General features: G+C 43.9%; 19 protein-coding genes. 3 read left to right on the top strand and 16 right to left on the bottom strand.

Annotation, left to right across the window (positions count from 1 at the left end):
* The first annotated feature begins 173 nt into the window (after positions 1–173).
* On the top strand, positions 174–1,145 hold the full coding sequence (locus Q0110_RS15530) for a diacylglycerol kinase family protein (protein ID WP_297908412.1): 972 nt from the start codon (positions 174–176) through the stop codon (positions 1,143–1,145).
* Here Q0110_RS15530 and Q0110_RS15525 read toward each other — a convergent pair.
* Positions 1,130–1,843, bottom strand: coding sequence for a methyltransferase (locus Q0110_RS15525; protein WP_297908409.1), 714 nt, complete (start codon positions 1,841–1,843; stop codon positions 1,130–1,132). The genes Q0110_RS15530 and Q0110_RS15525 overlap by 16 nt on opposite strands.
* A gap of 85 nt (positions 1,844–1,928) precedes the next feature.
* Here Q0110_RS15525 and lon point away from each other — a divergent pair, with 85 nt between their 5' ends.
* Positions 1,929–4,400: an endopeptidase La gene (gene lon / locus Q0110_RS15520; RefSeq protein ID WP_297908406.1), complete on the top strand. Its 2,472-nt coding sequence runs from the start codon at positions 1,929–1,931 to the stop codon at positions 4,398–4,400.
* Positions 4,401–4,538: 138 nt separating this feature from the next.
* On the opposite strand, the gene Q0110_RS15515 is transcribed toward lon, so the two are convergent.
* The 4 genes from Q0110_RS15515 to Q0110_RS15500 form a co-directional block, all read right to left on the bottom strand.
* Positions 4,539–5,354, bottom strand: a complete 816-nt coding sequence (locus Q0110_RS15515) for a sugar phosphate isomerase/epimerase (RefSeq protein ID WP_297908403.1) — start codon at positions 5,352–5,354, stop codon at positions 4,539–4,541.
* Positions 5,355–5,356: 2 nt separating this feature from the next.
* Positions 5,357–6,838 carry a Gfo/Idh/MocA family oxidoreductase gene (locus tag Q0110_RS15510; RefSeq protein ID WP_297908400.1) on the bottom strand — a complete coding sequence of 494 codons (1,482 nt, stop codon included), beginning with the start codon at positions 6,836–6,838 and terminating at the stop codon, positions 5,357–5,359.
* 32 nt (positions 6,839–6,870) lie between these two features.
* Positions 6,871–7,785, bottom strand: a complete 915-nt coding sequence (locus tag Q0110_RS15505) for an endonuclease/exonuclease/phosphatase family protein (protein ID WP_297908397.1) — start codon at positions 7,783–7,785, stop codon at positions 6,871–6,873.
* Between the two features lie 149 nt (positions 7,786–7,934).
* Positions 7,935–8,711 (bottom strand): DUF1080 domain-containing protein, encoded by a 777-nt coding sequence (locus Q0110_RS15500; protein WP_297908396.1) that lies wholly within the window; start codon positions 8,709–8,711, stop codon positions 7,935–7,937.
* Positions 8,712–8,879: 168 nt separating this feature from the next.
* On the opposite strand from Q0110_RS15500, the gene Q0110_RS15495 reads away from it, so the two are divergent.
* The gene (locus tag Q0110_RS15495; protein ID WP_297908393.1) at positions 8,880–9,773 is read left to right on the top strand and encodes an AraC family transcriptional regulator; all 894 of its coding nucleotides are present in this window, start codon (positions 8,880–8,882) and stop codon (positions 9,771–9,773) included.
* A gap of 4 nt (positions 9,774–9,777) precedes the next feature.
* Here the strand turns inward: Q0110_RS15495 and Q0110_RS15490 are convergent, their stop codons facing one another.
* From Q0110_RS15490 to nusB, 11 genes are all read right to left on the bottom strand, one after another.
* Positions 9,778–10,365, bottom strand: a complete 588-nt coding sequence (locus tag Q0110_RS15490) for a sugar O-acetyltransferase (RefSeq protein WP_297908391.1) — start codon at positions 10,363–10,365, stop codon at positions 9,778–9,780.
* A gap of 64 nt (positions 10,366–10,429) precedes the next feature.
* Positions 10,430–11,317, bottom strand: coding sequence for a glycyl-radical enzyme activating protein (locus Q0110_RS15485; RefSeq protein ID WP_297908387.1), 888 nt, complete (start codon positions 11,315–11,317; stop codon positions 10,430–10,432).
* A 31-nt stretch (positions 11,318–11,348) separates the two neighbouring features.
* Entirely contained in the window at positions 11,349–13,628 is a 2,280-nt protein-coding gene (locus Q0110_RS15480; RefSeq protein ID WP_297908384.1) for a pyruvate formate lyase family protein, read from the bottom strand.
* A gap of 47 nt (positions 13,629–13,675) precedes the next feature.
* Entirely contained in the window at positions 13,676–14,416 is a 741-nt protein-coding gene (locus Q0110_RS15475) for an N-acetylmannosamine-6-phosphate 2-epimerase (protein WP_297908381.1), read from the bottom strand.
* Positions 14,417–14,463: 47 nt separating this feature from the next.
* A complete protein-coding gene (locus Q0110_RS15470) occupies positions 14,464–15,444 on the bottom strand; it encodes an ROK family protein (protein WP_297908377.1) in 981 nt (326 codons plus the stop codon).
* A 200-nt stretch (positions 15,445–15,644) separates the two neighbouring features.
* On the bottom strand, positions 15,645–16,481 hold the full coding sequence (locus Q0110_RS15465; RefSeq protein WP_297908374.1) for an alpha/beta fold hydrolase: 837 nt from the start codon (positions 16,479–16,481) through the stop codon (positions 15,645–15,647).
* A gap of 130 nt (positions 16,482–16,611) precedes the next feature.
* Positions 16,612–17,049 carry a DUF5606 domain-containing protein gene (locus tag Q0110_RS15460; RefSeq protein WP_297908371.1) on the bottom strand — a complete coding sequence of 146 codons (438 nt, stop codon included), beginning with the start codon at positions 17,047–17,049 and terminating at the stop codon, positions 16,612–16,614.
* Positions 17,050–17,140: 91 nt separating this feature from the next.
* Entirely contained in the window at positions 17,141–17,719 is a 579-nt protein-coding gene (gene coaE, locus Q0110_RS15455; RefSeq protein WP_297908368.1) for a dephospho-CoA kinase, read from the bottom strand.
* Positions 17,712–18,725, bottom strand: a complete 1,014-nt coding sequence (locus Q0110_RS15450) for a YbbR-like domain-containing protein (protein WP_297908365.1) — start codon at positions 18,723–18,725, stop codon at positions 17,712–17,714. Before Q0110_RS15450 ends, coaE begins: the two co-directional genes overlap by 8 nt.
* 14 nt (positions 18,726–18,739) lie before the next feature.
* Entirely contained in the window at positions 18,740–19,057 is a 318-nt protein-coding gene (gene yajC / locus Q0110_RS15445; RefSeq protein WP_297908363.1) for a preprotein translocase subunit YajC, read from the bottom strand.
* Positions 19,058–19,119: 62 nt separating this feature from the next.
* Positions 19,120–20,046 carry a transcription antitermination factor NusB gene (gene nusB / locus Q0110_RS15440; RefSeq protein ID WP_297908492.1) on the bottom strand — a complete coding sequence of 309 codons (927 nt, stop codon included), beginning with the start codon at positions 20,044–20,046 and terminating at the stop codon, positions 19,120–19,122.
* Between the last annotated feature and the right edge of the window lie 14 nt (positions 20,047–20,060).

Here is a 20,060-nt window from a genome sequence, read left to right as displayed (position 1 = left end):
TCGCTATTTGTTTATTCTAATAAAGAACACAGGTTCGCCATATACATAATCCTATGTTTCGGCAAATCCAGCCGCAAAAGTAGTAAAAAAATAACTTATAGTAGTCGAAATGCTTTAAAAGTTTTATAAAAGCATTATTTTTGTCCTCTCAAAATAAAAAAGAAGAAGTGAGGATGAGCGAGCGGGATATAAAAGTACAAGCTATCATAAACCCTATATCGGGTGTAGGGTCGAAGCGCAAGATACCCAAGATGATCGAGGGGATCTGTTCGAAAAAGAACTGTTCGTTAAGCATTTCTTTTACAGAATATGCGGGTCATGCCAGCGAGCTGACCCGGCAAGCCCTAAAAGACGGCGCCGAGTATATTTTGGCGGTGGGTGGCGATGGGACGGTGAATGAGATAGCGAGAGCTATGATTCATTCGAATGCGATTTTAGGCATAATCCCGAAAGGCTCGGGTAATGGCTTAGCCAGGGAATTGCATATACCGATGGACGTGAAAAAGGCTATCGATCTGATCGCGAAAGGACATGTTACGACAATAGATTGCTGCCGGGCAAACGGACAGGTCTTTTTCTGTACGTGTGGTGTTGGGTTTGATGCCGCTGTTAGTCAAAAATTCGCGAATGAGAAACGACGCGGGTCTCTCACTTATATAAAGAATACGGTAGAGGAGTATTTGAGTTATAAACCTGAGCCTTACGAGTTGTTAGTGGATAATCAGACGATCAAGGAAAAGGCGTTTTTGGTCGCTTGCGCGAACGCTTCGCAATATGGCAATAATGCGTTTATCGCTCCACATGCGAATATACAGGACGGGAGGATGGACATTACGATCTTATCTCCTTTTACGCCGTTGGATATCGCGCCATTGGCGATTCAATTGTTTACGAAACAGATTGATCGGAATAGTAAGATTAAGACGATGAAAGCCCGGCAAGTCACGATTGTCCGCCAGCATCCGGGCGTGATGCACTTGGATGGAGAGCCGATCATGGCGGATTCCCGCATTGATATTACGGTAGAGCCAAAGGCTTTACATGTGTTGACCCCAGAGGTTGTGTCTTTCACCAAGGAGGTACATAATCTATTTGATGAGGTAACTCGTTTCTTTGATAAAAAGCTTCCTTACATTTTCAGATAAAAGTCTTTAGCCAAAGCGGTGAATTCATCGGTATACCGGTGTCGCTCGATTTCCAAGGTCAGATGGGATAACTGGGGTTCTGCTGCCGGTTCTGTTGAGAGTTCTATTAGTAGGCGTTTGGGGGCGGTGCCTGGTACGGGAGAAACATAGGTTTCTCTCGATGGGTACAAAGACTCTTTTCGGGCGAAGTCTATCAAGGAATCCCGTTGCTCGAAGGGTAGGACCAAAGCGATGTTCCCTTTGGGCACCAGCAATTTGTGGCTGTCGCGTAATAGATCCGGAAGAGATAAGGTATCCGTATGCCGGGCTAGGTTGCGTTTATTATCCGGACATTTCAGGGAATCAATAAAATAGGGTGGATTGGATACGATTAGGTCATACTTGATGTCCCCGTCCGGCACATATTCGGAAAGCGGGGTTTGATAGACATGTATCCGGTTGGCGAAAGGAGATGTGGCGATGTTTTCCCGGGCTTGTAAGCATGCGTCCGGATCTATGTCGATAGCGTCTAGGATCGCCGTGCTACGCTGGGCTAGCATAAGGGCGATCAACCCGGTTCCGGTTCCCACGTCTAGAATCCTTTTACATTTCTCTGTCTTAGCCCATGCGCCAAGCAAAACACCATCCGTTCCGACTTTCATAGCACATTTATCGTGCCATACCGTAAATTTCTTGAATTGAAAATAAGGATTTGACATATCTCTATCGATTGTATGCCGCGAAATTAGTAAGAATTGAATGAAAAGCCGTAACTTTGGCACGTTTATTGTATTAACATATACAATGATGAATTATATGAAAGATAAAACGAGAGTATTTTGCCAGAATTCGTTCGATGACTTGGATGATAATATTGGTATCGTAATGCCAATTCTAACAGAATGCGATGTGGATGAAGATTTCGCTGAGGGAATAGAGAAAGTAGGAGATTCTATTCCCATTCTTCCTTTAAGGAATATGGTACTTTTTCCGGGTGTGGCTATGCCGGTGATTATCGGGCGTCCTAAATCTATGCGCCTGATCAAAGAGGCCATACATAAAAAGTGCCTGATCGGGGTTGTTTGCCAGAAAGAAATGGATACGGAGGATCCTGTTTTAGAGGATTTATATACTACCGGGGTAATCGCGGACATTGTTCGTGTCTTAGAGATGCCAGACGGTAATACTACTGTTATTCTCCAGGGTAAGAAACGCTTTGAGCTGAACGAGTTGTCCGAGACGGACCCCTTTCTTTCCGGAAGGATCACCGTATTAGAGGATACGAAGCCGGATAAGAGCGACCGGGAGTTTGAAGCTTTGATCTCTACGATCAAGGATCTGACGATTAAGATGCTTGGAGCCGTGACGGAACCTCCCCGGGATTTGATCTTCTCGATCAAGAATAATAAGAATGTCTTGTATCTGGTTAATTTCTCGTGCAGTAATATACCGAGCGGATCGGCTGAGAAACAGCAATTGCTGTTGATCGGGGATTTGAAGGAACGTGCGTATCGGTTACTTTTCATATTGAATCGCGAGTACCAGTTGGTGGAGCTAAAAGCTTCCATCCAGATGAAGACACACGAGGATATCAACCAGCAGCAAAAAGAATATTTCCTCCAACAGCAGATCAAGACTATTCAAGAGGAACTTGGTGGAAACATCAACGAGTTGGAGATAAAAGAATTGCGTGAGAAAGCCAGCCATAAGAAATGGTCTGCCGAGGTAGCGCAGATCTTTGAGAAGGAATTGCGGAAACTGGAACGATTGCATCCGCAATCGCCGGATTATTCCGTGCAGACGCAATATGTCCAGACGATCGTCAACTTGCCGTGGAACGAGTATAGCAAGGATAATTTTAACTTGTCGCATGCCCAGAAGGTTTTAGATCGAGACCATTATGGCTTGGAGAAAGTGAAAGAACGTATTATCGAGCATCTGGCCGTATTGAAACTGAAAGGGGACATGAAGTCGCCGATCATCTGTTTGTATGGCCCTCCGGGTGTAGGAAAGACTTCTTTGGGGCGTTCTATCGCTGAGGCCTTGCATCGGAAATATGTCCGTGTCTCTTTAGGTGGATTGCATGATGAGGCAGAGATCCGCGGGCATCGTCGTACCTATATCGGTGCTATGTGTGGACGTATCATCCAGAATATACAGAAGGCGGGAACGTCGAACCCCATTTTTATCTTAGATGAGATCGATAAGATTACGAATGATTTCAAGGGGGACCCTGCGTCTGCTTTGTTGGAGGTATTGGACCCGGAGCAGAACAATGCGTTCCACGATAATTATTTGGATATCGATTACGATTTAAGCAAGGTGATGTTTATCGCTACCGCTAACAATTTGAATACGATTTCCCAACCATTACTGGATCGTATGGAGCTGATCGAGGTGAGTGGCTACATCATGGAGGAAAAGGTAGAGATTGCCGCGAAGCATCTTGTTCCTAAGCAGATGGATATACATGGCTTGAAAAAAGGTTCCGTGAAATTCCCGAAGAAGACCTTGCAAGCGATCGTGGAATCCTATACGCGTGAGAGCGGTGTCCGGGAATTGGATAAGAAAATCGCCAAGATTATGCGCAAGTTGGCCCGTAAGGTCGCTAGCGACGAACCTATCCCGACAAGCATTAAGCCGGAGGATTTGCATGAGTATCTAGGAGCGGTCGAATATACCCGTGATAAATATCAAGGAAATGAGTATGCCGGTGTCGTGACAGGGTTAGCTTGGACGGCTGTTGGCGGTGAGATTCTTTTCGTGGAGTCGAGTTTAAGTAAAGGTAAAGGATCGAAACTTACTTTGACCGGAAATCTGGGAGATGTGATGAAAGAGTCTGCCATGTTGGCACTTGAGTATATTCATGCGCATGCGGCCCAGTTTAATATCAGCGAAGAGTTGTTCGAGAACTGGAATGTGCATGTGCACGTACCGGAAGGGGCGATCCCGAAAGACGGACCGAGTGCCGGAATAACGATGGTGACTTCTCTTGTCTCTGCTTTTACCCAGCGTAAGGTGAAGAAGAACCTGGCTATGACGGGCGAGATCACGTTACGTGGTAAAGTGCTTCCCGTGGGAGGTATCAAGGAGAAGATCTTGGCGGCTAAACGTGCCGGGATTAAAGAATTGATTCTTTGCAAGGAGAATGAGAAAGATATTAACGAGATCAAACCGGAGTATTTGAAAGGTTTGGTATTCCACTATGTGAACGACATTCAACAAGTGGTGGATTTGGCCTTGTTGAGGGAAAAAGTGGATAATCCATTGTTTTAATAACAATCTTTTTATACATATATCGATATGGGTCTATACGTATATACGTGTGGGCCCATATTTGTATCGGCGCAACCCCATGCATATATACACATGGGGTTACGCCGATACAGATGTTTTAAAAAAATGAGTATACTCTTATTTAGAGCATTTCTGCAGGAATTCCAAACTGTTGCGTATCTCTTGGATATCAGATTTGAAATCATCGTACTCAATGGAAATAAGCCCGTTGAAATGTTGACGTTTCAGCTCGTTGACAAATGCTTTTACCGGTAAGATCCCGGTTCCCCATGTGGCATCTTCCATCTTGTCGGTGAGGTCTTTCAAATGTGCGACCTTGATGCGTCCGGATAATTTCTGGAGATTCTTGAGAGGATCTTCGCCCACCCGTTTCCAATGACCGATATCGGCGCATACTCCCATCAGGGGAGAACGGCCTTTCAACGCTTTTTCTACCACTTCGGCGCTTGCGTAAATGCATGGGCTCGGATGGTTATGGATGGCTACTTCCATATCGTATTTCTTGGCGAGAGACTCGATATAGTCCAACTGGTTTAACTCCGGTTCGACTGTCACGATATGCGCGCCTATTTTGTGGGCGAAGGCGAAGAACTTATCCCATTCCTCGTTGGTTCCATAAGAGGCTACACCAAAAGCGATCGGTTTGACTCCTCTTTTCTTGAACTCATGGCGTAATAAGGCACAATTGTCATCGCTTAGGTCGTAATTTAGGTAAGTCTCTTTGGGGAATGGGGTACCCAATTCTTGGAAAAAGAACGCTTCCGCATAGCCCAGTCCTAATTGCTTGGCCTTGTCCAAGGTCTCCATTAAGGTGAGGTTATGGAATGTCCATGTTTGTATGCCCACCTTCCAGTCTGCTTTTTGCGCCGCCAGTTGTACGGCCTGCCCGAGGAGCATGACCGTACATAGTGCTAATATAATATACCGTTTCATACTTATGTCGGCATTTCCGGAAGGCTCCAGCCTTCACGATAAGTATGTTTGATATATTCGGAGGCAGCCTCTAGCGCATTGAACTCTGCGTATTTCGTATCGAAATAGGGGTGACCGTCTATCACTTTGAAATCATCGCTAGTTACGATCTTCAATACGTCGGAAGAGGATATGTTGGTGAAACGCATATTCTGGGCATCCCACATCAATTTCTTGTTCAAACTTTGTAGGCGGATTGCCAATACGCCTAATAATACCATCTCGTTGAACGGCCCGGAATAAGCGAAGTTGGAGGTTCCTTCCACACGGTTCTCCGGAGATTCTTTACAAGCGCGAATCCAGTCTTGCTCATGGAAACCGTCGAAGTATCCGGTTGCGTTCGGGATACGGCGCAAATAAGGGGTTACTTGAGGAACACGACCAGATAATAGTCTGGAGTTGAAACCTCCGCAATCGCAAATCAGCGTATCTTTTGAACCGACAAAGATACATCCACCTAAGCCGTCGCGCATCATATCCACGCCATCTGGTAATAAATCAGGGCGTTGGGGAAGCATACCACCATCGTACCAATAGACCTTTACTTCCGGTAGAGCGACCTTTGGAAGATTATCGCGGGCCGGGAAACGGAATTCTACCACTTCCGATTGAGGTGCGGATTCTGTATTGATCTGGGTAGACCGGCCTTGTACTCGGTCTGGATAACCTAACTTCAAGGATTGGTATACCGGGTCGAGTACGTGGCAAGCCATGTCTCCGAAAGCCCCGGTTCCGAAATCCCACCATCCGCGCCAATTCCAAGGAGTATAGATCTCGTGGAATGGACGCATGGCAGCCGGACCGATAAATAAATCCCAGTTCATTGTCTTCGGGCAACGTTGTTTTTCGGTCGGACGTTGTAACCCTTGCGGCCAGATCGGGCGGTTCGTCCATGCGTGTACTTCCTTTACTTCGCCGATCTCTCCGTTCCAGATCCATTCGCATAATTGACGGACACCGTCACCGGAGTTTCCTTGATTTCCCATCTGGGTAGCTACCTTGTACTTAGCGGCGAGTTTGGTCAACAAACGGCTTTCGTAAATGGAGTGGGTGAGCGGTTTTTGGCAATAGACGTGCTTACCCATTGTCAGGGCAGTGGCGGCTATCGTGGCATGGGTATGGTCTGGGGTGGCTACCATTACACCGTCGATCTGGTCGCCTAATTCATCGAACATCTTTCGCCAATCCCAGTAACGTTTTGCGTCGGGGAATTCCTCGAAGCAGTTCTTTGCGTATTTCCAGTCAATGTCGCAAAGTCCGATGATATTCTCGGTTTTCATACCAACCAGGTTCGGGTGTCCTTTGCCCCCTATACCGATACCGACGATATTCATTGTATCACTTGGAGCCTTATGGCCTAATCCGGCGATCGTTTTAGAGGGGACGATCGTTAGACCGGCTACCGCTACGGCTGTTTTTTTCAGAAAATCTCTTCTTGATTCCATATTGTATAATTTGTTTTTTAGTAGTTACATCATTAGAATTTGAAACAGGAGGTTACCATTCTGTGATCAGAAGGGTAAGGAGAGACTACCACGTCCGAGGTGGTCTCGCTTTCTCCTGTAATAAATGAGTCTGTTACCTCACATCCGGAATATAGCACGAAATCCAGGCGGTCGAGTACTTCTTGTTCGCCGGGGACGGGAGTCCATGTATAACCGGGTGTGGAAACCTCGTCCGGATGGATCGTCCGGTAAGAATCGTTCATCCCGATCTCCGAGAAGGCCCTGGTTGCCGGCCATTCCACCTTGATCTTGTGGATACCGGCATCGGCGGCCTGCTGTGTCCAGTCTAAGAAGGAAGGCTCGTTAAAATCTCCTGTCAAAAAGACAGGATAACCTTCTTTCATGGCTTTCAGTATCTCTTTTTGATAAAGAGTTACTTCCTTACGCCGGGTTTCGTTGGCGAACCGGACTGCTTCTTCCTCGGTATCGATAAATGGATAATCGCCGTAGGGAATCCCATTCAATTGATAGGGTTGATACGGGATATAATATAGGTGGCAATTAAACATCCAGCAGAACTTGTCTTTGTCTACTTGTATCTTTACCCCGTAACGGGAGGCCGTACTATCGACAACCGGATAACGAGATAAGATATAACGCCCCTCTCCCTGATTGAAAAGATGGAAACCTAGAGACTCCGCTATTTCCGGCACATGGTCGTGCCTGATACCGTCTTTCTCATAGATATGTCCCTCTTGGATCCCTACGATGTCTGTCTGGCTCACCTCGATCACTTTCGCGGTCTGGCTGGGAGGAAGCTTTCCTCCTAATGTGTTCAACCAAATATTGAAACTGCCGACTTTAACCGTTGCCGGTTTATCGCTACATGCGCTCAAAACGCAACAAAATACGATTGCGTAGATTAGAATTTTACTTGTTTTTTTCATGTTTCTCTGGTATTTACAGGAACAAATATATTAAATGTCTCGTTCTTCTTACAACGAAGACACCTTAATTTGTTTTACCATCGGCCAAGGAAACTTGGATACAAGTAGGATGCGCTGACCTGTAGCCTGTGATTCTTGGGCAGACTCGATTAGTCAAGAACTTTAATCTTCACGTTCTTAAAATATACTTTACTTCCATGATCCTGGAAACAAAGTTTACCGGTGGTTGAGATTCCGTAATCGGGGAAAGCTTCCCATTTACCGCTATAGCGTCGCATCTTCCAATCTTCGGAACCTTCTTGGAAAGAGAACAGTTTCTCTCCATTCAGCCAGTGCTCGACATATCCGTCTTTATAAAGGACCATCGAGGAATTCCACTCTCCTGCAGGATTTACCTGTTTGCTTTCCGGCACGTACATAGCGTAGTTACAACCAGTTTTCTGCCAGTCTTCCAATCCTTCTTTTCCGGTCTCGCTGACCCAAGGATAATTATCGTCATCGATCAACTGATATTCCGGACCGGTTTCGAAAGGTGCTTTGTACTTGGGCCCTTCCTGTACATGATATAAGAACCCGGAGTTTCCTTGCGCACCGATTTTCCAATCCCATTTGATCTGGAAATTATGATAACTCTTAACAGTAACGATATCGGTGCTTACCTTGATCGTGGTATCCGCTATTACATCGCCGCCATTTCCGTAACCGACGATTACTCCGTCTTCAACCTGCCAGCCTTTGACCTCACCGCCGTTGAACATTTTCCAACCGGTAAAATCTTTTCCGTTGAATAACAAGGTATAACCTTCTGCCTTTTCTTCCTCAGTCAATACATTATCTTTCACGTCCGTAGATGAGGAACGATTTCCACATGCAACCATACACATTCCATAAACGGTTACTAGAAAAATAGATACGATCTTTTTCATATATTAGAATATTTAGTTTAATTATCTCCTTATAATAACGCCATTTGATATGGTCTGTTTGTTCATTGGCAAAAATACTGCACATAAAGGAATCAGATAATAGAGTATATAGCTAAAAAAAATGGATTATCTTTGCGTTATTCCGTAACTCTCTAAAAGTACTGGTTTATGGCGAAAATAAGGCATGGTTTTTCCGGACAGCGGTTAATAGTTTATCCTTTCTACATTATAGAGCAAGCGTTGAATAACCCGTTGGTCGCAGACTTGGTCATACATTCTATGGGATATTTCCCGAAAGCGGAAAATCATTATATAGATCGTGAGTCTGGTTGCGGCGAGTATATTTTGATTTATTGTACGAAAGGGGAGGGATGGTTCGTGCTGGATGGGAAGCGATATGTCGTGCCGGAGAATCATTTTTTCATCCTTCCGGCAGAGAGGCCTCATCAATATGGTTCTAGCGAGCATGAGCCTTGGTATATTTATTGGGCGCATTTTAAAGGGAAAAAAGCTAAATATATCAGTGATCAACTGCAAGGGGTGATCCCGATCGACATGGACGATCATTCCCGTATCGGCGACCGTATTGCCTTCTTCGATGAATTATTGAATGTACTGGAGAGTGGAACGGATGAGACTACGGTCAATTACGTCAATTTAAGCTTCAATCATTTGATAGGCTCCTTCCTGTATGTGAAAACATACCGGGAGGCCAAGTTCTCTAAAAGTAAGGCAGAGAATACTTTTTTTATTAGTCTTGCTACCCATTTCATGACGGAGAATCTGGAGAATAAGTTGACGTTAAAGGAATTGGCTTCTCATTTTGGCTATTCGGAATCTTATATGTATAGGCTTTTCTTCAAGGAAACCGGTTATGCGCCGATGAATTATTTCTTACATATGAAAATGGACCGGGCTTGTCAGTTATTACTACATACGAATATGAAGGTCAATCAGGTCGCCTTGAAGCTGGGCTTTGACGATCCTTACTATTTCAGTCGTATCTTTAAGAAAATAGTAGGGGCGTCGCCCAAGGATTACCGGCAATCGCAACCGAAATAATCCCTTATTTCTTATATTTATTCCGGTCGGCTTCCGTTATTTCCCGGATTACGCGGCAGGGATTGCCGGCAGCTATGACATTGGCCGGGATATCTTTGGTTACGACACTACCTCCGGCGATTACCGTGTTCTCACCGATAGTTACCCCGGGGAGGATACAGGCTTGTGCCCCAATCCATACGTTATCGCCGATCGTCACGGGAAAAGCGTATTCCAGGCCTTCATTGCGTTGGCTTACGTCAAAAGGATGGCCGGCGGTATAGATGCCTACATTCGGGGCTATAAACACGTTGTTGCCGATACGTACTTTTGCTCCGTCCAAGATAACAAGATTCACATTCGCGAAGAAATTATCTCCCACCTCTATATTATAGCCATAATCGCATTGGAAAGGAGATAGGATAACGGTGTTTTTCCCTTTCTTTCCTAGAAAAGATGTTAAGATCCGATCTTTTTCTTCCTCTTGGTCAGGAGGTAATTGGTTGTATTTGAAAAGGATGCATTTCGCTCTTTTCATCTCGTCTTGAAGCTCCTTGTCATAATTTGCGTTGTATAATAGACCTTCCGCAGCTTTTTCTTTTTCAGTTTTCATATGTCTCTTACTAAGATTGATAAAACAATGATTTGCGCAAAGATACTATTTTATCGGGATGTGCTTATCCTCCGATTCGTATTTCTAGCCCCATCTTTTCTCCTGTCTCCTTAAAGGAGAAAAGTTCTTCTTTGGTTAGCATTTGTTGGTGAGGGTACGGATAGACAAGACCTAATTGCTCGTATTTATCTTTCCCTAAAGTATGGTAGGGGAGCAGATGTACATTTTTGATACGATTCTCTATCGCCAACAAGAATATTTCCCGGAGTGTATTCTCATTGAAATTGAAACCGGGGATTACCGGTACGCGGATCGTTACTTTATTTGTGTTCTTACTGGATATATACCGTAAGTTCGTTAGGATCGTATCTAGGTTCGCGCCGGTCTCTTTTTTCAGTAGGTTCTTATCCGTGTGCTTGATATCGAACAAGAACAAGTCGATGAGCGGAAACGCTTGCTTTATCTTGTCAAGGTTTACTTGCCCGCAAGTCTCTACGGCGGTATGTAATTTCTCGTTTTTACACTGGATCAGTAAATCCATCAGTCCCTCGAATTGCATGAATGCTTCTCCCCCGGAGAATGTGATCCCTCCCCCGGAATTCAGGTAATAATCTCGGTCGCGTAGAAGGATTTCCATGATCTCGGATGCGGTAACCGATTCTCCCACAAATTTGATAGCGTTTTGTGGGCATATATTCTCGCAAGTCTTGCATGCCACGCACGCTAGGCGATTAAACACCGGGAAATGATCTTGGATAGAGATATTACCCTGTGGGCAAACCACTTCGCAGCGTCCGCATCCGATACATTTATTCTTGATATGGAGCAGATGAGGCTTCCTTTTCTGGGATTCCGGATTGGAGCACCATGTACAATGTAAGGGACAGCCTTGAAAGAAAACGACAGTCCGGATACCCGGACCGTCGTGAACGGCGAACCGTTCGATTTCCATGATTGATAATCTGTTTTCGCTAGCCTTATATTTATTTATCATACAATACCCTGCTTAAAAGTTCTTGTTGGATGTTGGGGGATAAGTCTACAAATACGGCAGAGAACCCGCTTACCCGGACGATAAGGTCTGGGTAATTTTCCGGGTGCTCTACCGCGTCTTCCAAAACTCCCTTATCTACTACGGTCACCATCAAGTGGCAACCCCCTTTTGCGAAATAGGTCTTGAACAGACTTTTGATGACAGCTCTGTTCTCGTTAAACATGGATGGAGAGAACTTGATGTTTTGTACCGAGCCTCCATGGTATTTGGCATCAAACTTCGCCAAGGAGTTCAGCATGGCCGTAGGGCCACTTTTGTTCGCTCCTCCTTGCGGGTTATTGGCCGGATTCATGTACATACATGATAATCGCCCATCGGGTGAGGCCGCGGTCCGGTTCCCCCATTCCGTATTTAGTTGGTTGTTACTGATAACGATCAAGAAATATTGCATTCCGATGGCGATACCGCGATCGCGCACACCTTTCGCTACGAACTCGTACAAATCGTTGGCCATCGTATCGGCCGTTTCAAGATCGTTACCATATTTATCACAGTTCAGGCAATCTTTTCGTAAGGCCTCATAGCCGTCGAAATTGGCTAACATGGCATCGTGTAGTTGCCGTAACGTATATTTCTTTTGGTTGAATACCAGATCCCGGATCACCCAAAGGGAATCGGAGGTATTGATGTTGCCATAGGTCTCGTTCGTTCCACCTAGGTAACGTACGCCTCCGTCCAGAAGGGCTTTTCCCCGTGCGATGCAATCATCGGTCAGCAGACTGGTAAATAAGAAACTTACGTGTTGGTTCATTACCTCATACGAATGGTATTGGGCCTTGACAGACAGATCCAGGTAATAGTCGAGTAAAGCCTTGTAACCGTCATAAAATTCATCGAATGTCTGATACTCCTCTAATTTCTTTAGAGGTACCGGGCCCGATTTTCGTTTACCGTCAATTGGGTCGATACCATCATTCATATAAATCGTAAGCAGTTTTAGTAAATTGATACAGATATTGGGCGTACCTGTACTTTGTCCTTGTATCACGAACTCGGTACACCCGAAAGGTACGTATTGTTCCGCTGTTTTCTCGTCCACACGCATTCCGTACATCACTGCCGGAACGTTTACATCGTCGTTGTAAAGAGTCGGGTAGGTAGCCCCTGCGCCCAGAGCGTCCAGCGCTTCGTCCCAAATATCCTCGGAGGTATCTTTATCGAAACGCAAGGTAAATTGAGGTTCTACGTATCTGCAATTTTTCGCTACTTTCATGGCGATATGCAGGAAAACATCGGCTTCTTTCGGATGTTTGCGTCCTTTTCCACCTACGATAATACGCCCGTTTACAGTTGTCCGGCGATTCTCTATCATGGTCCAAAGGGAGTGGATATACCGGTATGCCTCTTCTTCGGTTAATCGGCCGGATTCAAGATCGGCTACTAAATATGGGCCTAGATAATCGTCCAGACGACCGTAGTTTATAACACCGGCCAGTAAAGCGAATAACCAAAATAGCTGCATCGCTTCATGAAACGTACTAGGTTTCTTTTCCTTGATATTTTCTAGGGCTTGGCAGATACGCTCTAATTCTTTTTGCCTGTTCGTATCGGCTGAGGCCATTTGCTCTTTTGCGTCTTGCTGAAGATAAGAGGCGCAATCGACGAAAATATCCAGACATTGGATGCCGGCCTTATAAAAATTATTATCCGGTTGTTTTTTGAGTCGTTCCTGTAAATCAGAACGAAGCCCGCCGATACCCTTATCCAATAACTTTGGGTAATCCAACATCATTCCGGATAGACGTGCGGTTGCGATCATCGGGTATTCACAGTCGATGAACATGCCCAGTGTGTCTTCGGTGAGGACTTCTTTGTTGAATTGGGTTTTTAAGTCGTGATCCAACCAATAATCATATAACGCATCCACTCGTTTCCATTCGGTTTTATCCAGTTGTTGCTGGAAGGCACGGAGTTTCTTGAACACGCAATAATGCCCGACACCCCCTAATGAGGTTACGCATCCGAATCCGATCGGAAGGAAGTCCGTACGTCCGGCGATCAGGTCTTGATCCGTGATCTTGCGAAATAGCGTGGGATATAAAACCTTCAAGCATTCTACCTCGCGTATCTCTTTGGGCAGGGTGGCACAAGCTTTGTGGACGGCCGTATACTGCTCCATGATTTCCAATTGTACGATCAACGGTTTCTCGCAAGGTATTTTCTTGCTGATCTCGACGTTTTGCGCCCCTTCTACATTGAAATTTGCCATTATGATCATTGTTGTTAATATTGAATCATCGTATAGATTCTGAATCTTTAATGTTTACTTCTTTCGGCTTCTCGCCAATTATTTTGGTAACCGGTCAATAAATCCGTGAAACGTTTGGTGATCAAGTGCGGGCGAGTGATCGCGCTACCTACTACAACCGAGTGGGCTCCAAGGAAGATACATTTCATGGCATCTTCCGGAGAGTAGATATGTCCTTCCATAATGACACAAGCCTTGTCTTTTAGGTCTCGACACATACGGGCGAATTCCCGCAGGTCTGGTTGCTCGATATGTTTGGTAGCCTCCGTATAACCATATAGGGTCGGACCAACGATGTCTGCTCCCATCTCTACGGCACGTATGGCTTCCTCGTAATTGGATATATCTGCGAAAATGATCGCTTCCGGAATTTCTTTTTTGACGATCGGTAGTAATTCGTATGCCGGGTGTCCCTCATGAGTGATTTGGCTCGTGCAGTCCAAGGCGATGATCTCGGCCCCGGCCTCCCATACGGCTTTAGCGGCTTCTAGGGTAGGGGTGATAAATACGTCCGTATCGTCGTGCCAAATCTTCCAAAGTCCGATGACCGGTAAATCTACCTCCTTCTTGATTGCCTTGATTTGTTCCGGATCGTTCGCTCGAATACCTACGGCACCACCCCATTGGGCGGCTTTTGCCATTTTTACGACAAAGTCTATCGAATAAGTAGGATCATCGTGTTGTACTTGACAGGATACGATCAATCCTCCTTTAAATGAATCTAAAAGTTCTTTTTTTCTGGTTTCCATTATCCATTATTTAATGGTTATACAATATTTATTATTTATTTTTTAGTTCATATTTGTTCTCTTCGCATCGTTTTCTCTAAAAGTGCGGCTCCGATAATTCCTGCGTCATTTCCTAATTCCGCACGGATGACTGGCGGGATACCTATTTCTTCGGCGGCGAAGGTACAAGTGTGTAGTTTCTCGTTTAAAGGCTTTAACAGCAAATCCCCGGCATGTGCGATACCACCTCCTAGGATGATTACTTCCGGACGGAAGATGGTTATGAAGGTGGAGATTCCGGCGGCTAGTCTACTGATATATTCATCCACGATCTGTCTGGCAAGGGAATCCCCTTGTCGGGCGGCCTCGAAAAGGATCTCTCCATTGACTTTGTTCTCATCTCTGTCGCAAAGTTCCCATATTAAGGTATCCTTATTTTCTTGTAAGGCCTTTTTCATGATACGGATTAATGCGGTAGATGAGCAATAAGCCTCCAAGCAGCCCTTTTGTCCACATGTACAACACTCGCCATTGTATACCAGTTTGGTATGTCCAAGTTCGGCTCCCATATTATCGAAACCGGAATAGATTTTCTTATCCATGATGATTCCGCCACCAACTCCCGTTCCTAGCGTTAACATGATTGCGTCGGTATATTGGCTGGCCGATCCTGCCAAGACTTCCCCATAAGTCGCGCAATTGGCATCGTTCGCTATATAGGTTGGTAATGAGATATGCTTTTTTAAATAGTCGTAAATGGGAACATTTTTCCATCCGAAGCAGTTGGCATGTACCAAAAGATTCGTTTTGGGATTTACGTAACTAGGCATACCGATACCCCAGGATGAGATATCTTCCATTTGCAGGCCTGCTTTGCGGACTGCTTTTTTGCTGACTTCTGCCATGTCTGCGGTGATCTCCTCAATCGTGCGTCCGGCTTGTGTCGGTATACTCTCCTTGGCGATAATTTTGTGATTCTCATCCACTACGCCAGCTACCATATTAGTGCCGCCAACGTCTAGACCGAGATAGTACTTGGGACTTTTCATCTTTGCTCTTTTATTTTATGAGGTCAATAGAGTGAATTATTTGTTGGCAAAGATAGAGGAGTTGGCAACCTTAGACAATGTGAGGTTCAGCCTAAAATAATGGACTATTTTTGCATGAGTACTCTCATCTGCTTATAAGAGTACTCTTGCGTTGGCAGGTATAATCGTTTATGCTTACTGGGCTCCAGTGAAAAATATGATTACTCGATCGTTTTAAGAAGTGATTTTATAGAGAGAAGACTTCTGTAATAACCTTCAAATATAGTGTGACTATGTTTCTCTATGTTTAGAGAGTCGTATCGTAAGTCAATTCTGTTATTTTCCTCGATGATGGAGAGAGCCTGTTTTATCATAGGTTTGAAATCTTCTTCTGTCTTATCTCTGTATCCATTGGCTAGATAGACATATAATTCTTTTTCGTCCCGATAGGTTTCCGTGAATGTCCGTAACCTGTCTATCATCATGTTTTTACTGTATTTGTAGTTTGGTGATATGGCTATGATGTAAGGAAATAAATCTGGGTGTTCCATCATCGCATAAGTAACAAATGTTCCTCCCAGCGAATGTCCGACAAGGATCCTGTTATTTCCCACATGATATTTTTCTTGAATGAAAGGAATAATCTCTTTGGTTAATGATGAGAGCATTTCTCTTCCATGTCCAGGGTTATCATATCCTTTTACCGAGATGGAATCTGTAAAAGGCGGAGTTAGCTCACTTTGCCTATTTGAATTGAATATTCCCACAATGACACAAGGTACATCAGGATGCGTCAACTCGAATGTAGAACAGAATAGATTGAAGGTGGGAGGGTATTGTGCGTCTAATATATAAATCGCAAGTAATGAGTCTCTTTTAAGGCTTCCATTTACTCCGCTTAAATAGACCTGCATTTCCCGGGTTTCTTCAAAATAGTCTGAATTATAAATATAGCGATTTCCCAAGGCTTGCATCAAATAAAAATCGGCTTGTGCGTAGAGCTGATATGTTCCTGAGAATAATGCGATAAGAAAGAAAAGAAATGTTTTTGTTTTCATAGATAGTTTTATTTAGAATTAAGTAAATATAGCGAAAGATAAGGAATGTATGGATATTTAGCAAAAAAGACCGAACGATAAGATGGGTATCGAACGGTCTTTCTTTATGCCATATTGTGTTATGTTTATGTTATTCAGCTTCTTTCTCGGCGGCATTCTCTTCAACCGGGGCATCTTCTGGTGTAAAATCCGTGATGCCTGCGTTGATCAAGATATTATACCAAGAAAGTAATTTCTTGATGTCGCTAGGATAAACGCGTTCGCGGTCGAAATTAGGCAATACTTCTGCGAAATATGTACGTAATTCATCTGTTGTCGCTTTTGAGGGCATAAAAGAAGTGGTTTTTCCCTCTTCTTTATTCTTTACGCTTGTTAATACCTCGTGTAAAGGAACTTCCGCTTCATCCGTGTAAATTGCGATATCGCCTAATGAGATTACTTTATCTTTTGCATATGCGGGTACTCTCTTGTTATCAGTCAGCGATTCAACGATCAACATGTTTTTTCCATGGGAAACCAGTTTATACAGACCGGGTTTTCCCGAAATAGACAAAATAGTCTTCAACATAATATTCTTTTCAATTAATGTTAAACTTCAAAGTTGCAAATGTAGCATAACTACGTGAATTAAACGAAACGTTCAGGGTAAAAATATCGTTTTATAAAAGAAGATGTTCGATAAGTTTACGGACTTGCGGAATAAGCGCCTGTTTATTGTCGTTGTAAACAACGTAATCGGAACGTTCTTTCTTTTCCTCGTCTGGCATTTGACTGTTGATCCTACGCTCGATCTCTTCCTTCGATGCGGAGTCTCTTCCCGATACTCTTTCGATGCGGAGCTCTTTGGGTGCATAGACCATCACGCTTACGTCTACAACTTTATAAAAGCCGGATTCGAATAATATAGCGGATTCGATGGCACATAAAGGGGATGTTTGCCTTTCTACCCAAGCCGAGAAATGACGGTTTACCTCGGGATGGATAATTTGGTTGACCTGTTGTAATTGTTCCGGATTATTAAAGATGTGGGAGGCCAACAGTTTTTTGTTCAATCCCTCATCCGTATAAATCTTCGGACCGAAAAGAGCCGTTAATTTCTCATGGATAACCGGAGAGTTATTCGTCAGCCATTTACTTTCCTCGTCCGCTATGTATACGGGTATACCGGATAATGCTAATAATGAGGCTACTACGGATTTTCCACTACCGATTCCTCCTGTAATACCTATTTTAATCATGCTTATTGTTGTGTTCCAAAATGAATTCCACCTTATCTGGCAATAAGGTTGCCGTATGTACCCAATCCGGTTTCTTGGTGAGTTTGACGGGTAGAGCGCCGGATACGTTTTGCTCCAGGTCCTCAAAAGGTATATGGATCGAAAACATATCTTCCGACAGCCCTTTGAATCGGGACAAAGGTACGCTGCAAGTCACTTTTACGACAGCCGGAAACATTCGTACCGTATAATGTGGTGGTATATGGCTGCAATAGACCGGGATTTCCAACGTCTTCTCGGTGTACTCTTCTATTGGAATCGTGATAGACACGCTTTCCGGATCGAAGTTGACTCCATCTACCTTAATTAGTTGTACAGTCCTCATGATATTTTTATTCGCCTTTTTAACTTCGGTGAAAACCGTTTTGACCGCGGTTAATGTGTCCAAAATTTCCGCGGTGGCATAGACGTTAATCTTAGAGGGATTGATTCGGATATCTCCTGATAACTGAAAACCGGCATCCATGTGAATATCCCCATTAAATATAACAGGTATTTCCTTATGAACCCGTTGATTGAAGTCCATATCTATTTGCTGTGGCTCAAAGCTTTGTAACGTCGTGGTCGCTATCAATTGCTTTTGAATATCGTTCTCGATCTGTTTTTTGCTAACTTGAACCGAACCGTTTTTCTCTTTGGTACTCTTCATGTTTACCTCAATCGGAGCAAACGATCTTCCGAACGTATAATTAAGTAAGACACTGCCCTTGTCTTTCACTTTTGCCGTGATCGTTTTCACCTCTGGGCTGTTAAAAGCGATATCGGCGGGTACATTCTTATATTTGACCGGGAAAACAAGCTCTATCTCGTATTCTTGCTGCAAGCTTTGAAGAAGCCAAAAACCAAAAGCCAAAAGTACGAAAGAGAAAAAGACCAAGGCCTCTTTCCATTTATCGCCGTGGAAAAAAGCCTTAGTCTTTACATGAATAGACTTGAAGGAATTTTGTATGTTCTCAAGTCGCGACATATTCTATCGTTCGGTTATTTTTGCTGCTGAGCGTCTTCAGCGGAAGCGAAAATAGAAGTTTTATCTACACGGATACGTACTCCATCCGCTACCTCGATTAACATATAAGTATCACCGATCTCTTTAATCTTTCCATAGATACCTCCGGCGGTAATCACTTTGTCACCGGTTTTCAACGCCTCACGTGCTTTCTGGATTTCTTTTTGTTTCTTTTGTTGCGGACGAATCATGAAAAAATAGAAGATGGCTACGATAACTACCATCATCAAGATTCCGGACCATTGATTTCCTCCAGCGGCTGGAGCTTGAAGTAAAATACTGAGTAAGTTCATACTATAAAAATCGTTTTACAAGTTAATATCAATAATGATATGCACAAATGTAATGATAATAATTAATCTTTGAGCAATAACTTCTCTTTTTTTAATTCATTGACTATTGAATCCAGAATACCGTTGATGAATGTTCCGCTTTTGGGCGTGCTATAGTATTTCGCTGCATCGATATATTCATTCAATGTAACGCTCACGGGGATAGTCGGGAACGATAAGATCTCGGCTAAGGCGACTTGCATAATGATTAAATCCATATTGGCAATACGCTCTGTCTCCCAGTTTTTCATATGTTTGTTGATACGTTCACGATATTCCTGGCCTTTCAATAAGCTTTGGCGGAACAGCTTGATGGCAAAGGCTTTATCCTCCATATCCTTGAACATCGGCAACAAGGCCTGTTTATTTCCCTTCTCCTCCTCGAATTTCTTGATAGTCTTCAGGGCAAAAGTCTCCACGATCTCGATATCATCGTTCCAGTAGATGCTCTTGTCTTCCAGATATTCTTCTATCATCTCATTTCCACAGATTACTTTCTTGAAAGTCTGGCGCCAGAACTCACGGTCTGCCTCATACGAGTCCTCTTGATTTTTCAGGTATTCGGCGTAAATCTCGGAACTTAAGATCAAGTCCAATACATTTTTAACAAACTCCTCGTCGTTGCTCCACGATAAACCTTGCTCGTCTACATACTTTTTCAACATATCGTTTTCCGCTAGTTGAGCGGCGAAGCGATTGTCGATGAAGCGTGTATTCGGGTTTAACTCTTCCTCGGTAGGCATGTATTTACACTTCCGGGTATCAAGTATCCTTCTTTGCAGGTTGGTAACATCGATAATTAAAAGCAAGAAATAGTAATATAAGTCATATGACTTCTGAAGGCTGAAAAGCAATTCGTTTTCCGCAACTTTGAGGTCACCGTTTCCGTTTTGATAGTAAGAATATACTATCTGTAAAACTTTAATGCGGATTAAAATTCTGTTGATCATCGTTTGAAGGAACT

Origin of the sequence: uncultured Parabacteroides sp., assembly GCF_947855115.1 — a bacterium.
Lineage (GTDB): Bacteria > Bacteroidota > Bacteroidia > Bacteroidales > Tannerellaceae > Parabacteroides.
This window is presented reverse-complemented; position numbering and strand designations above follow the sequence as displayed.

Bases quoted from the DNA above. Each gene is read 5' to 3' on its own strand.
- Q0110_RS15530 (WP_297908412.1), top strand. From the start codon at position 174: ATGAGCGAGCGGGATATAAAAGTACAAGCTATCATAAACCCTATATCG.
- Q0110_RS15525 (WP_297908409.1), bottom strand. From the start codon at position 1,843: ATGTCAAATCCTTATTTTCAATTCAAGAAATTTACGGTATGGCACGAT.
- lon (WP_297908406.1), top strand. From the start codon at position 1,929: ATGATGAATTATATGAAAGATAAAACGAGAGTATTTTGCCAGAATTCG.
- Q0110_RS15515 (WP_297908403.1), bottom strand. From the start codon at position 5,354: ATGAAACGGTATATTATATTAGCACTATGTACGGTCATGCTCCTCGGG.
- Q0110_RS15510 (WP_297908400.1), bottom strand. From the start codon at position 6,838: ATGGAATCAAGAAGAGATTTTCTGAAAAAAACAGCCGTAGCGGTAGCC.
- Q0110_RS15505 (WP_297908397.1), bottom strand. From the start codon at position 7,785: ATGAAAAAAACAAGTAAAATTCTAATCTACGCAATCGTATTTTGTTGC.
- Q0110_RS15500 (WP_297908396.1), bottom strand. From the start codon at position 8,711: ATGAAAAAGATCGTATCTATTTTTCTAGTAACCGTTTATGGAATGTGT.
- Q0110_RS15495 (WP_297908393.1), top strand. From the start codon at position 8,880: ATGGCGAAAATAAGGCATGGTTTTTCCGGACAGCGGTTAATAGTTTAT.
- Q0110_RS15490 (WP_297908391.1), bottom strand. From the start codon at position 10,365: ATGAAAACTGAAAAAGAAAAAGCTGCGGAAGGTCTATTATACAACGCA.
- Q0110_RS15485 (WP_297908387.1), bottom strand. From the start codon at position 11,317: ATGGAAATCGAACGGTTCGCCGTTCACGACGGTCCGGGTATCCGGACT.
- Q0110_RS15480 (WP_297908384.1), bottom strand. From the start codon at position 13,628: ATGGCAAATTTCAATGTAGAAGGGGCGCAAAACGTCGAGATCAGCAAG.
- Q0110_RS15475 (WP_297908381.1), bottom strand. From the start codon at position 14,416: ATGGAAACCAGAAAAAAAGAACTTTTAGATTCATTTAAAGGAGGATTG.
- Q0110_RS15470 (WP_297908377.1), bottom strand. From the start codon at position 15,444: ATGAAAAGTCCCAAGTACTATCTCGGTCTAGACGTTGGCGGCACTAAT.
- Q0110_RS15465 (WP_297908374.1), bottom strand. From the start codon at position 16,481: ATGAAAACAAAAACATTTCTTTTCTTTCTTATCGCATTATTCTCAGGA.
- Q0110_RS15460 (WP_297908371.1), bottom strand. From the start codon at position 17,049: ATGTTGAAGACTATTTTGTCTATTTCGGGAAAACCCGGTCTGTATAAA.
- coaE (WP_297908368.1), bottom strand. From the start codon at position 17,719: ATGATTAAAATAGGTATTACAGGAGGAATCGGTAGTGGAAAATCCGTA.
- Q0110_RS15450 (WP_297908365.1), bottom strand. From the start codon at position 18,725: ATGTCGCGACTTGAGAACATACAAAATTCCTTCAAGTCTATTCATGTA.
- yajC (WP_297908363.1), bottom strand. From the start codon at position 19,057: ATGAACTTACTCAGTATTTTACTTCAAGCTCCAGCCGCTGGAGGAAAT.
- nusB (WP_297908492.1), bottom strand. From the start codon at position 20,046: ATGATCAACAGAATTTTAATCCGCATTAAAGTTTTACAGATAGTATAT.